Origin of the sequence: Pseudomonas sp. NPDC089530 (assembly GCF_050280705.1) — a bacterium.
Classification (GTDB): domain Bacteria; phylum Pseudomonadota; class Gammaproteobacteria; order Pseudomonadales; family Pseudomonadaceae; genus Aquipseudomonas.
On the sequence record NZ_JBNNVU010000041.1, the window covers coordinates 36,549 to 49,180 of the forward strand.

At 62.0% G+C, this 12,632-nt stretch carries 15 protein-coding genes; 3 read left to right on the plus strand and 12 right to left on the minus strand.

Going from position 1 to position 12,632, the window contains the following annotated elements:
* Nucleotides 1–6 precede the first annotated feature (6 nt).
* Nucleotides 7–924, minus strand: coding sequence for a sulfate adenylyltransferase subunit CysD (gene cysD / locus ACQKQA_RS16990; protein WP_007929849.1), 918 nt, complete (start codon nt 922–924; stop codon nt 7–9).
* A gap of 191 nt (nt 925–1,115) precedes the next feature.
* Entirely contained in the window at nt 1,116–1,874 is a 759-nt protein-coding gene (locus ACQKQA_RS16995) for a Nif3-like dinuclear metal center hexameric protein (RefSeq protein ID WP_427559770.1), read from the minus strand.
* Between the two features lie 103 nt (nt 1,875–1,977).
* On the opposite strand from ACQKQA_RS16995, the gene algW reads away from it, so the two are divergent.
* Entirely contained in the window at nt 1,978–3,132 is a 1,155-nt protein-coding gene (gene algW / locus ACQKQA_RS17000) for a Do family serine endopeptidase AlgW (RefSeq protein ID WP_427559772.1), read from the plus strand.
* 53 nt (nt 3,133–3,185) lie between these two features.
* Here algW and hisC read toward each other — a convergent pair whose 3' ends face one another.
* From hisC to ACQKQA_RS17050, 10 genes are all read right to left on the minus strand, one after another.
* Nucleotides 3,186–4,238, minus strand: coding sequence for a histidinol-phosphate transaminase (gene hisC / locus ACQKQA_RS17005; RefSeq protein ID WP_427559775.1), 1,053 nt, complete (start codon nt 4,236–4,238; stop codon nt 3,186–3,188).
* A 2-nt stretch (nt 4,239–4,240) separates the two neighbouring features.
* Nucleotides 4,241–5,569 (minus strand): histidinol dehydrogenase, encoded by a 1,329-nt coding sequence (hisD, locus tag ACQKQA_RS17010; protein WP_427559778.1) that lies wholly within the window; start codon nt 5,567–5,569, stop codon nt 4,241–4,243.
* Nucleotides 5,570–5,692: 123 nt separating this feature from the next.
* A complete protein-coding gene (gene hisG, locus ACQKQA_RS17015; protein ID WP_025806433.1) occupies nt 5,693–6,328 on the minus strand; it encodes an ATP phosphoribosyltransferase in 636 nt (211 codons plus the stop codon).
* Nucleotides 6,329–6,455: 127 nt separating this feature from the next.
* Nucleotides 6,456–7,721 (minus strand): UDP-N-acetylglucosamine 1-carboxyvinyltransferase, encoded by a 1,266-nt coding sequence (gene murA, locus ACQKQA_RS17020; protein ID WP_427559783.1) that lies wholly within the window; start codon nt 7,719–7,721, stop codon nt 6,456–6,458.
* A gap of 22 nt (nt 7,722–7,743) precedes the next feature.
* Nucleotides 7,744–7,995, minus strand: a complete 252-nt coding sequence (locus tag ACQKQA_RS17025) for a BolA family protein (RefSeq protein ID WP_007929860.1) — start codon at nt 7,993–7,995, stop codon at nt 7,744–7,746.
* Nucleotides 7,996–8,111: 116 nt separating this feature from the next.
* Nucleotides 8,112–8,417 carry an STAS domain-containing protein gene (locus ACQKQA_RS17030; RefSeq protein WP_427559785.1) on the minus strand — a complete coding sequence of 102 codons (306 nt, stop codon included), beginning with the start codon at nt 8,415–8,417 and terminating at the stop codon, nt 8,112–8,114.
* On the minus strand, nt 8,414–9,067 hold the full coding sequence (locus tag ACQKQA_RS17035; protein WP_427559788.1) for an MlaC/ttg2D family ABC transporter substrate-binding protein: 654 nt from the start codon (nt 9,065–9,067) through the stop codon (nt 8,414–8,416). Before ACQKQA_RS17035 ends, ACQKQA_RS17030 begins: the two co-directional genes overlap by 4 nt.
* Before the next feature lie 10 nt (nt 9,068–9,077).
* Nucleotides 9,078–9,545, minus strand: a complete 468-nt coding sequence (mlaD, locus tag ACQKQA_RS17040) for an outer membrane lipid asymmetry maintenance protein MlaD (RefSeq protein WP_007929863.1) — start codon at nt 9,543–9,545, stop codon at nt 9,078–9,080.
* Nucleotides 9,545–10,342 carry a lipid asymmetry maintenance ABC transporter permease subunit MlaE gene (gene mlaE / locus ACQKQA_RS17045; RefSeq protein ID WP_427559792.1) on the minus strand — a complete coding sequence of 266 codons (798 nt, stop codon included), beginning with the start codon at nt 10,340–10,342 and terminating at the stop codon, nt 9,545–9,547. Before mlaE ends, mlaD begins: the two co-directional genes overlap by 1 nt.
* Nucleotides 10,342–11,151 carry an ATP-binding cassette domain-containing protein gene (locus ACQKQA_RS17050; RefSeq protein WP_427559795.1) on the minus strand — a complete coding sequence of 270 codons (810 nt, stop codon included), beginning with the start codon at nt 11,149–11,151 and terminating at the stop codon, nt 10,342–10,344. Before ACQKQA_RS17050 ends, mlaE begins: the two co-directional genes overlap by 1 nt.
* Nucleotides 11,152–11,425: 274 nt before the next feature.
* Between ACQKQA_RS17050 and ACQKQA_RS17055 the strand changes: the two genes are divergently transcribed.
* Together ACQKQA_RS17055 and ACQKQA_RS17060 are read left to right on the plus strand one after the other, a co-directional pair.
* Complete coding sequence (locus ACQKQA_RS17055; RefSeq protein WP_427559798.1) at nt 11,426–12,400, plus strand: KpsF/GutQ family sugar-phosphate isomerase; 975 nt, start codon at nt 11,426–11,428, stop codon at nt 12,398–12,400.
* The coding region (locus tag ACQKQA_RS17060) for a KdsC family phosphatase (RefSeq protein ID WP_427559800.1) at nt 12,400–12,632 on the plus strand (233 nt) is incomplete at its 3' end. The genes ACQKQA_RS17055 and ACQKQA_RS17060, both read left to right, overlap by 1 nt.

The following is a 12,632-nucleotide window of genomic DNA, read 5'->3' on the forward strand; positions in this document are numbered from 1 at the left end:
CCCTACTTAGAAATAGCCCTGACGTTTCTTGTCTTCCATGGAACCGGCGCCATCGTGATCGATGACCCGGCCCTGGCGCTCGGAAGTTCGCGTCAGGAGCATTTCCTGAATGATGTCCGTCAGGCTCTCGGCCTCGGACTCCACCGCGCCCGTCAACGGGTAGCAGCCAAGGGTACGGAAACGCACCTTCTTCTTGACGATGCGCGCCTTCTCCTCGTCGGAGAGGTGCTCGAGGATGCGCTCGTCGTCGATCATGATCAGGGTGCCGTTCTTCTCGATCACTTCCCGCTCGGCGGCGAAGTACAGCGGCACGATCGGGATCCCTTCGAGGTAGATGTATTGCCAGATGTCCAGCTCGGTCCAGTTCGACAGCGGGAAGACGCGGATCGACTCGCCCTTGTTGACCTTGCCGTTGTAGACGTTCCACAGCTCGGGACGCTGGTTCTTCGGGTCCCAGCGGTGCTTGCTGTCGCGGAACGAGTAGACGCGCTCCTTGGCGCGGGACTTCTCTTCGTCACGCCGGGCGCCGCCGAATGCCGCATCGAAACCGTACTTGTCCAGCGCCTGCTTGAGGCCCTCGGTCTTCATGATGTCGGTGTGCTTGGCACTGCCATGGGTGAAAGGGTTGATGCCCTGCGCAACGCCTTCCGGGTTGACGTGGGTGATCAGCTCCAGGCCCAGCTCCTCGACCATGCGATCGCGGAACTTGTACATCTCCTGGAATTTCCACTGGGTGTCGACGTGCATCACCGGAAACGGCAGCTTGCCCGGGAAGAACGCCTTGCGCGCCAGGTGCAGCATCACGGCGGAGTCTTTACCGATGGAGTACAGCATCACCGGATTGTCGAACTCGGCGGCCACCTCGCGGATGATGTGGATGCTTTCCGCCTCCAGCTGTTTCAGATGCGTCAGTTTGTCGACCATGGCTACTCACGAAAGGCTTTCTTATGGACGGCCTGCGGGCCGTGTTCGAGCGGGGCATGCTAGCACAGCGACCTCTTCTAATCAGGAAGCCAGCTAGATCGAAACGGTATATGAATATACCCGCCTGTTTGTTGGGTTTGCGTCCCTTTGCAGCCGCTACAGCAGCGGCTCAGGGCCACCATCCTCGATGGTCAGATCGGGTTCGGGCAGTCGATGAACAAGTGCTCGAGAGCGAAGCGCCGGGCCAGGTAATCCCCCAGCGCCTGCACCCCGTAACGCTCGGTGGCGTGATGACCGGCGGCGATAAAACTGATGTCGTTTTCCCGGGCGCTGTGGAAGGTCTGCTCTGACGCTTCGCCACTCAGGTACAGATCGACACCGGCCTGCACCGCCTGGTCGATGTAACCCTGGCCACCGCCGGTGCACCAGCCGACTCGTCGGATCATCTTGCTGCCTTCGATCACCAACGGCTCGCGCCCCATCACTTCCTGGACCTTGCGGGCAAAATCCCGGGCGGTCATGGGTTCGGCCAGGGAACCGACCAGCCCGACGATTTTCAGGTTATCCGGGTCCAACGGCCCCTCCACGGTTATATCCAGCTGCCGGGCCAGTTGCACGTTGTTGCCGACGTCCGGGTGCAGGTCCAGCGGCAGGTGATAGGTCAAAAGGCTGATGTCGTGCTTGAGCAGGGTCTTCAGCCGGCGCTGCTTCATGCCGGTGATGCAGGGGTTTTCGCCCTTCCAGAAATAGCCGTGATGCACCAGCACCAGGTCGGCATTGGCCTCCACCGCGGCATCGAGCAGCGCCTGGCTGGCCGTGACGCCGCTGACGATGCGCATCACCTGTGGCCGGCCTTCGACCTGCAGGCCATTGGGGCAGTAATCGGCGATTCGCGAACTGCCCAGATAGCGGTCCGCTTCCTCTACCAGAGTGCTCAGGGCGACGGCCATGCAAAGACTCCTAAATATCCCGTTCAGAGGCGCTCGCGGCCTCGTATAATGCGCGACATTATGGGCCCTGCGCAGCCCTTCGTAACCACCCAGGACTTGCTCGATGCTCAAGGCTCTGCGTTTTTTTGGCTGGCCACTACTGGCCGGCGTGCTTATCGCGTTGTTGATTATTCAGCGTTATCCGCAGTGGGTGGGCCTGCCCAGCCTGGATGTCAATCTGCAGCAGGCCCCGCAGACCACCAGTACCCTGCAGGGGCCGGTGTCCTACGCCGATGCGGTGGTGACCGCCGCGCCTGCAGTGGTGAACCTGTACACCACCAAAGTAATCAACAAGCCGGCTCATCCCTTGTTCGAAGACCCACAGTTCCGACGCTTCTTCGGTGACAACCTGCCCAAGCAGCAGCGCATGGAGTCGAGCCTGGGTTCCGGGGTGATCATGAGCCCCGAAGGTTATCTGCTGACCAACAACCACGTGACCACCGGCGCCGAACAGATAGTGGTGGCCCTCAAGGACGGGCGGGAAACCCTGGCCCGGGTCATCGGCAGCGATCCGGAAACCGACCTGGCGGTGTTGAAGATCGACCTGAAGAACCTGCCCTCGATCACCGTCGGCCGTTCGGAGAACGTCCGCGTCGGCGATGTCGCGCTCGCCATCGGCAACCCCTTCGGCGTGGGCCAGACCGTGACCATGGGCATTATCAGCGCCACCGGGCGCAATCAGCTGGGCCTGAACAACTACGAAGACTTCATCCAGACCGACGCGGCGATCAACCCGGGCAACTCCGGCGGTGCGCTGGTGGATGCCCACGGCAACCTGACCGGGATCAACACGGCGATTTTCTCCAAGTCCGGTGGCTCCCAGGGCATCGGCTTCGCCATCCCGATCAAGCTCGCCATGGAGGTGATGAAGTCGATCATCGAGCACGGCCAGGTGATTCGTGGCTGGCTGGGCATCGAAGTGCAGCCGCTGACCCAGGAACTGGCCGAGTCGTTCGGCTTGGCCGGGCGTCCGGGCATCGTGGTGGCGGGGATCTTCCGCGACGGTCCTGCGCAAAAGGCTGGCATGCAGTTGGGTGACGTGATTCTCAGCATCGACGGCGAACCGGCCGGCGATGGTCGCCGTTCGATGAACCAGGTGGCGCGGATCAAACCCAGCGACAAGGTCAGCATCCAGGTGATGCGCAACGGCAAGGAGCTCAAACTCACCGCCGAAATCGGCCTGCGCCCGCCACCCGCGCCGGTCAAGGAAGAAGAGTAACGGCAGCGCGGGCCAGCCTGTTCCCGCAGGAGCAGGCTGGCCCGCACTAGAGCTTACAGCTCGCCCAGGCCGTCGATCAGGGCCTGGTTCTGCTCCGGCGTGCCGATACTGATCCGCAGGAACTGGGCAATCCGCTCCTGCTTGAAGTGCCGGACAATCACCCCCTGCTCCCGCAGCTTGGCCGCCAGGCCCGCCGCATCGTGTTGCGGATGCCGAGCGAAGATGAAGTTGGCGGCCGACGGCAGCACTTCAAAGCCCTTGGCCCGCAACTGCGCTACGACCCACTCGCGGCTGTCGATCACCAGCTGGCAGGTCTTGGCAAAGTACTCACGATCCTCGAACGCCGCCGCGGCACCGACTATCGCCAGACGATCCAGCGGGTAGGAGTTGAAGCTGTTCTTGATCCGCTCCAGCGCCTCGATCAGGTCCGGGTGCCCCACCGCCAGGCCGACCCGCAGGCCAGCCAGCGAACGGGACTTGGACAGGGTCTGGGTCACCAGCAGGTTCGGGTAGCGATCCACCAGGCTGATGGCGGTTTCGCCGCCGAAGTCGATGTAGGCCTCGTCCACCACCACGACCGAATCCGGGCTGGCCTCAAGGATCTGCTCGACGGCCTCCAGGGCCAGCAGGCAGCCGGTCGGCGCGTTCGGGTTGGGGAAGATGATCCCGCCGTTCGGCCTGGCGTAGTCGGCGACCCGGATCTGGAACTGCTCGTCCAGCGGCAGCGCTTCGAAGTCGATGCCGTACAGGCCGCAATACACCGGATAGAAGCTGTAGCTGATGTCCGGGAACAACAGCGGCTTATCGTGCTGCAGCAGGCCGTGGAAGATGTGCGCCAGCACTTCATCGGAACCGTTGCCGAGGAACACCTGGTTGCTCTGCACCCCGTAGTACCTGGCCACCGCCTGCTTGAGCAGGTCGCTGTTGGGGTCCGGGTACAGGCGCAGGTTGTCGTTCAGCTCGCCCTGCATCGCGGCCAGGGCCTTGGGCGACGGGCCGTAAGGGTTCTCGTTGGTGTTGAGCTTGACCAGTTTGGTCAGCTTCGGCTGTTCGCCCGGCACGTAAGGCACCAGATCCTTGACGAACGCACTCCAGAATTTGCTCATGCTTATTGCCCCTGTTCCTGGTCGGCGATGATCCGGTATTCCGCGCTGCGGGCGTGGGCGCTCAGCGACTCGCCACGGGCCAGCACCGAGGCGGTCTTGCCCAGTTCGGAAGCGCCCTGCTCCGAGCAGAAAATGATCGACGAACGTTTCTGGAAGTCATACACCCCCAGCGGCGAGGAGAAGCGCGCCGTGCCGGAAGTCGGCAACACGTGGTTGGGGCCCGCGCAGTAGTCGCCCAGGGCCTCGGAGGTGTGGCGGCCCATGAAGATCGCGCCGGCGTGACGGATCTGCGGCAGCCAGGCCTGCGGATCGGCAACCGACAGCTCGAGGTGCTCCGGCGCGATGCGGTTGGCCACCTCGATGGCTTGCTGCATGTCGCGCACCTGGATCAAGGCACCGCGGCCATTGATCGAGGTCTCGATGATTTCCGCGCGTTCCATGGTCGGCAGCAGCTTGGCGATGCTCGCCGCCACCTGGTCGAGGAACCCGGCATCCGGGCTGACCAGGATCGCCTGGGCGTCTTCGTCGTGCTCGGCCTGGGAGAACAGGTCCATGGCGATCCAGTCCGGGTCGGTCTGGCCATCGCAGACCACCAGGATTTCCGAAGGACCGGCGATCATGTCGATGCCGACCTGACCGAATACGTGACGCTTGGCGGTGGCCACATAGATGTTGCCCGGGCCGACCACCTTGTCTACCTGAGGCACGCTCTCGGTGCCATAGGCCAGGGCGGCCACGGCCTGGGCGCCACCGATGGTGAACACCCGGTCGACCCCGGCGATGCAGGCCGCGGCCAGCACCAGCTCATTGACTTCGCCACGGGGGGTCGGCACCACCATCACCACTTCGGCGACACCCGCCACCTTGGCCGGGATGGCATTCATCAGTACCGAGGACGGATAGGACGCCTTGCCGCCCGGCACGTACAGCCCGGCGCGATCCAGCGGCGTGACCTTCTGGCCCAGCACGGTGCCGTCGGCTTCGGTGTAGCTCCAGGAGTCCTGCTTCTGTTTTTCGTGATAGCTGCGCACCCGCGCCGCGGCTTTTTCCAGGGCTTCGCGCTGGGCCACGGTGATCCGGGTCAGGGCCTGCTCCAGGCGCTCGCGCGGCAGGATCAGGTCCGCCATCGATGCCACTTGCAGGCTGTCGAAACGCTGGGTGAACTCCACCAGCGCCGCGTCGCCGCGCTCGCGCACGGCCTTGATGATGTCCAGTACCCGCTGATTGACCGAGTCGTCAGACACACTTTCCCAGCTCAGCAGATGATCCAGATGATGCGCGAAATCCGGGTCAGCAGCGTTGAGACGGGCAATTGCAGTGGGAGCGGTCATAGCGAGGGCCTCATTGAATGGCGAATGCTCAGGCGCCCTAAGCTACCAGTCCATTCGCGCGGGCACCTGAGAAAATTGGCTATGACACGGATAGACGGGCGCGGCTAGCGCCGCGCAGGTGGGTCAACCGCGGTGTCGCGACTCCACTGCTTTGCGCAGGGTGTCGATCAGGGCCTGGATGCGGGCGTGCTGCATTTTCATGGAGGCCTTGTTGACCACCAGACGGGAACTGATCATGGAAATCAGCTCTTGAGGTTCCAGGCCATTGGCCCGCAGGGTGTTGCCGGTGTCGACTACGTCGATGATCTTGTCCGCCAGGCCGATCAGCGGCGCCAGCTCCATCGAACCGTATAGCTTGATGATGTCGACCTGACGCCCCTGCTCGGCGTAGTAACGCTTGGCGACATTGACGAACTTGGTGGCCACGCGCAGGCGGCCCTTGGGCTCGGCCGCACCGATGGCGCCAGCGGTCATCAGCTTGCACTGGGCGATCTGCAGGTCCAGCGGCTCGTACAGGCCCTGGCCGCCGTATTCCATCAGCACATCTTTGCCGGCCACGCCGAGGTCGGCGGCACCATGCTCGACATAGGTCGGCACGTCGGTGGCGCGCACGATCAGCAAGCGCACGTCGGCCTGGGTCGTGGGGATGATCAGCTTGCGGCTCTTGTCCGGATTCTCGGTAGGCACGATGCCGGCTTCGGCCAGAAGCGGCAGGGTGTCATCAAGGATGCGGCCCTTGGACAGTGCGATGGTCAACATGGGAAACGTAAGTCCTTATCAGGATACTCATGCCCGGTCGCAAACGGCGCCAGACACGTATCGAGCCTGAACCCAGGCTCGACTTGGAACGAAACCTTCGGGCACCTCCTTGTGCCCATCACACAAACTAGCCCGGTACGCGGCGGATCTTGGCGCCGAGCATCTGCAGTTTTTCCTCGATGCACTCGTAACCACGGTCGATGTGGTAGATGCGATCGATCAGGGTGTCGCCGTCGGCAACCAGCGCCGAGATCACCAGGCTGGCCGAAGCCCGCAGGTCGGTGGCCATGACTGGAGCGCTGTTGAGCTTCTCGGTGCCGGTGACGATGGCGGTGTTGCCTTCGACCTGGATCTTCGCGCCCATGCGGTGCAGCTCGTAGACGTGCATGAAGCGGTTTTCGAAGATGGTCTCGATCACCGCGCCAGTGCCTTCGGCGATGGCGTTGAGGGAGATGAACTGGGCCTGCATGTCGGTCGGGAACGCCGGGTACGGCGCGGTGCGCACGTTGACCGCCTTCGGACGCTTGCCGTGCATGTTCAGCTCGATCCAGTCCTCGCCGGTGATGACTTCGGCGCCGGATTCCTTGAGCTTTTCCAGGACCGCTTCGAGGATGGTCGGATCGGTGTCCTTGACCTTCACGCGACCGCCGGTCACGGCGGCTGCAACCAGGTAGGTACCGGTTTCGATGCGGTCAGGCATGACCTTGTAGGTCGCCGAATGCAGACGCTCGACGCCTTCGATGGTGATGGTGTCGGTGCCGGCACCGGAAACCTTGGCGCCCATGGCGTTGAGGAAGTTCGCCAGGTCGACCACTTCAGGTTCGCGGGCGGCGTTCTGCAGCACGCTGCGGCCTTTGGCCAGGGCAGCCGCCATCATGATGTTCTCGGTACCGGTCACACTCACGGTGTCGAAGAAGAAGTGCGCGCCGCGCAGACCGCCCTCAGGCGCCTTGGCCTTGATATAGCCGCCTTCGACGTCGATCACTGCGCCCATGGCTTCGAGGCCGCGGATGTGCAGGTCCACCGGACGCGAACCGATGGCGCAACCGCCAGGCAGCGCGACTTCGGCTTCACCGAAACGGGCAACCATCGGGCCCAGCACCAGGATCGAGGCACGCATGGTCTTGACCAGCTCATAAGGTGCGACCAGGGTCTTGATGGTGCGCGGGTCGATCTCGACGCTGAGCTTCTCGTCGATCACCGGCTCGATGCCCATGCGGCCGAACAGCTCAATCATGGTGGTGATGTCGTGCAGGTGCGGCAGGTTGGCAACGGTGACCGGGCCATCGCACAGCAGGGTGGCGGCCAGAATCGGCAGGGCAGAGTTCTTTGCCCCGGAAATGCGGATCTCGCCATCAAGACGAACGCCGCCGGTAATAATCAATTTATCCATAAGAATCTCGACGCCCTTGGGCTCAGGTGCGCTCGGCCCAGGCCGCGCTGCTGAAAAATTTCATAGTGACCGCATGGATGCTGCCATCGGCGATCCACGGGTTCAAATGGGCATAGATGCTCTGCTGACGCTTGACCGGACTCAAGGCCACCAGTTCGTCACTGATCACGTTCAGCTGAAAGTTGCAGCCTTCGCCTTCAACTTCTACCTGAACGGATGAAAGAGTCTCGGACAGCTTTCCCTCAAGGAAGCTCTTCACTTCGTTGGCCTGCATGCTCAACCTCAATCGGCGCCCTGTGCGCACGGGTCGGACATCATACAAAAAAGCCCCGCGCCTGCGAACCCCGCAATAGCAGGACTCTGACGGGGGGCTTGCTTGTGAACGGGTGGTTAAGGATGCGCCAGCAGCTCGGTCAGACCGGAAACCTCGGCGATTTCGCGCATGTCTTCGGGCAATGCACGGATGCTGACCGCCTTGCCGGCGGCCGCGGCATCGCGCATGAAGGCCAGCAGCAACGACAAACCGACGCTGCTGGACTTCTCTACCGCCGAACAGTCGAGCACCAGCTCGGCTGCCTTGCTGGACGCGATCAGCGCCTGGCCCTGCTTGCGCAGGCCCGGGCCGGAGCGATAGTCCAGCACGCCGCTGATCAGCAGTTCGCCGGCTTCCCCCAGACGGACGGCCGACTCACTCATTGCGTGGCCTTCTCTGGAGAGTTTTCGGCGGCCTGCTTGGCCTTGGCCACTTCACCGGCCCAGTTGTTGATGGTCTTGTCCAGGTCGTTGCCGTTGCGCTGCATGGCGTCGGCGAACTGATCGCGGAACAGCTTGCCGATGTTGATGCCGTTGATGATCACGTTGCGCAGCTTCCACTCGCCGTTGAGCTTCTCCAACGTGTAGGACACAGGATAGATCGCACCGTTGCTGCCTTTGACGGTCATGCCGACGCTGGTGCGGTCGCCAGACTCATCCCGGGCCGGGTCAACGACGATGCCCTGGTTGTTGTACTCCAGCAGGGCGTTGCCATAGAACTGGAACAGGCCCTTCTTGAAGTTCTCTTCAAAGGTGCGCATTTGCTCCGGAGTGGCCTTGCGCGAGTACTTGACCGTCATGATGCTCTTGGAAATACCCTCGGCATCCACGACGGGACCCACGATGCTGTTCAGAGCCGCATAGAAACCCTGCGGATCCTGCTTGTATTTCTCTTTGTTGGCGGCCAGGTCGGCCAGCAAACGACTGGTGGTGTCCTGTACCAGATCATGGGCGGAAGGTGCCGCCACGGCGTTAGCCATCAACGGCAACGCTGCCAGGAATACCAACAGGCTACGTCGCAAGATAGAGATCATGAAAAATTCCTCATTTGGCGTCTTTGCTAACGGTATTGAGCAGGAACTTACCGATCAGGTCCTCAAGCACCAGTGAAGACTGAGTGTCGTGAATGGTCCCGCCATCCTTGAGCAAGGTGTCTTCCCCGCCGACGCTGATGCCAATGTATTTCTCGCCGAGCAGGCCAGCAGTCAGGATAGATGCAGTGGAGTCGGTCGGCAGGTTGTCTACGCGTTTTTCCAGCTGCAATGTGACCCGACCGGTGAAACTGTCGCGGTCCAGATCGATAGCCGTGACCTTGCCGATGGTCACACCGGCCATGGTTACCTTAGCTCTGACCGTCAAACCGGCGATATTGTCGAAATAGGCGTAAAGTTTATAGGTATCGGTGCTCGAGGTCGGGGACAAGCCACTGACCCGCAAGGCAAGCAACAGCAAAGCCAGGATGCCGGCCAGCAGGAAAAGGCCGACACCGATTTCCAGGGTGCGGTTTTGCATCAGAAATCTCCAAACATCAAGGCGGTCAGAATAAAGTCCAGGCCGAGTACAGCCAACGAGGCGTATACAACGGTCTTGGTGGTGGCACGACTGATCCCCTCTGAAGTGGGCTCACAGTCATAGCCTTGGAATACGGCGATCCAGGTCACGACAAAGGCAAAAACGATGCTCTTGATGATGCCATTGAGCACGTCATCGCTGAAGGTCACGCTGTTCTGCATGTTCGACCAGTAGGAACCTTCATAGACCCCCAGCCAGTCGACGGCCACCCACGAACCGCCCCAGATCCCCACCACGCTGAAAATGATCGCCAGCAACGGCAGAGAAATGAAGCCGGCCCACAAACGTGGCGCGACAATGTATTTGAGCGGGTCGACACCGATCATCTCCAGGCTGGAGAGCTGCTCGGTGGCTTTCATGTTGCCGATTTCCGCGGTCAGCGCCGAACCGGCCCGGCCGGCGAAGAGCAAGGCCGTGACCACTGGCCCCAGCTCGCGCAACAGGGTCAGGGCCACCATCTGCCCCACCGCCTGCTCCGAACCGTAGCTGGACAGGATATTGAACCCCTGCAGCGCCAGCACCATGCCGATGAAAATCCCGGAGACGACGATGATCACCAGGGACATCACCCCCACCGAATGCAGTTGCTTGACCAGCAGGCCGAAGCCGCCGCCGGCCTGGCTGCGCCCGAACAACACGTGAAACAGCATCAGGCTCGAACGTCCGAGCACCGCGAGAACGTCGATGCCCGAGTGACCGAACAGACGAATTCGCTCCAATAAAGATACTTTGCGCATCAGCGCTTCCCCAGAAGATCTGCGCGGTAGTCCGGCGCTGGAAAGTGAAAGGGTACCGGACCGTCGGGGTCGCCTTTCATGAACTGGCGGATCCGCGGGTTATCGGACTCCATCAGCTCGTCGGGCGTGCCCTGCCCCAGCACCTGGCCATCGCCCACGACATAGATGTAGTCGGCGATGCTCGCGGTTTCCGCCAGATCGTGGGAAACCACGATGCTGGTGATCCCCAGCGCATCGTTGAGCAGACGGATCAGACGCACCAGCACGCCCATGGCGATGGGGTCCTGGCCTACGAACGGCTCGTCGTACATGAGAATCTGCGGGTCCAGGGCGATGGCCCGGGCCAGCGCCACGCGACGTTTCATGCCGCCGGACAGTTCGTCGGGCATCAGGTCGATGGCACCGCGCAACCCGACCGCCTGCAGCTTGAGCAGGACGATATCGCGGATCATTTCATCCGGCAGCTGGGTATGGACGCGCAATGGAAAGGCAACGTTCTCGAACACATCGAGATCGGTGAACAGTGCACCACTCTGGAACAGCACGCCCATCTGCTTGCGGGCGTCGAACAGATCGCCACGCGACAAGGTGGGCAGGTTCTGGCCGTTGACCCAGACTTCCCCGCTGCTGGGGCGCAATTGAGCGCCCATCAGCCGCAGGAGCGTGGTCTTGCCGCAACCGGAAGGCCCCATGATGCCGGTGACCTTGCCCCGCGGAATACGGATATCGACATTATTGAAGATGCTGCGCGCACCGCGCTTGAAGGAAAGTCCCTTCAGCTCGACCGCGTAGGCGTTATCGGCACTCATCTAAACTCCTTGCGATGCAGCCTCTTACTCGGACGCTTGGCTCCCTGCCGGGAGTACATGCACCCAGGGCAGGCCGAACTGGCGGCGAACTATATCACTGCTGATACGGAGCCCCCAAGGCCGAAGCCATCCGCGTTCAGGATCACGACAGGCTAAAACGGGCTTTATAGACCATTGCGCCCTATGGAAAGACAAAGGCTGACGAACTTGCGTGAGGGAATCGATCATTACCGCTATAATCGCCGCCTTTTCATCAGGCTATACGATTTCTGACATGAGCCAATCCAGCGACCTGATTCAATCAGCACAACGCACTATCCGCCTCGAGATAGAAGCCGTAGAAGGCTTGCTGCCCCATATCGACGCAGATTTCGTACGCGCTTGCGAGATGATTCTAGCCAGCAAAGGCCGCGTAGTAGTGGTTGGCATGGGCAAGTCCGGGCATATCGGCAACAAGATCGCCGCCACCCTGGCCAGCACCGGCACCACCGCGTTTTTCGTCCATCCGGCCGAAGCCAGCCATGGCGACATGGGCATGATTACCCGGGACGACGTGATCCTGGCCCTGTCCAACTCCGGTTCGACCAATGAAATCGTGACTCTCCTGCCACTGATCAAGCGCCTGGGCATCCAGTTGATCAGCATCACCGGCAACCCTGATTCGCCGCTGGCCAAGGCCGCCGAGGTCAACCTCAATGTCCAGGTCAAGCAGGAAGCCTGCCCGCTGAACCTGGCCCCGACCTCCTCGACCACCGCCGCCCTGGTCATGGGCGACGCCCTGGCCGTGGCACTGCTGGAGGCCCGCGGTTTCACCGCCGAAGACTTCGCCTTCTCCCACCCCGGTGGCGCCCTGGGCCGCCGCCTGCTGCTGAAGGTGGAGAACGTGATGCACGCTGGCGACCAGTTACCACAGGTCCAGCGCGGCACCCTGCTCAAGGATGCCCTGATGGAAATGACCCGCAAGGGCCTGGGCATGACCGTCATCGTCGAGGCCGACAGGCGCCTGGCCGGGGTCTTCACCGACGGCGACCTGCGCCGCACCCTGGATCGCACCATCGATATCCATCACGCCACCATCGATGAAGTCATGACCCTTCATGGCAAGACGGCCCGCGCCGAAATGCTGGCGGCCGAAGCCCTGAAGATCATGGAAGACAGTCGGATCAACGCGCTGGTCGTAGTGGACAAGGAGGATCGCCCGATCGGCGCCTTCAACCTGTCCGACCTGCTGCGCGCGGGAGTCATGTAATGAGCACGGATCTGCTGCAACGCGGCAAGAACATCAAACTGGCGGTCTTCGACGTCGACGGCGTACTGACCGACGGTCGCCTGTACTTCCTTGAAGACGGCAGCGAGTTCAAAACCTTCAACACCCTCGACGGCCAGGGCATCAAAATGCTGATGGCCGCCGGCGTACAGACGGCGATCATCAGCGGACGCAAGACGCCGGTGGTCGAGCGCCGGGCGAAAAATCTGGGGAT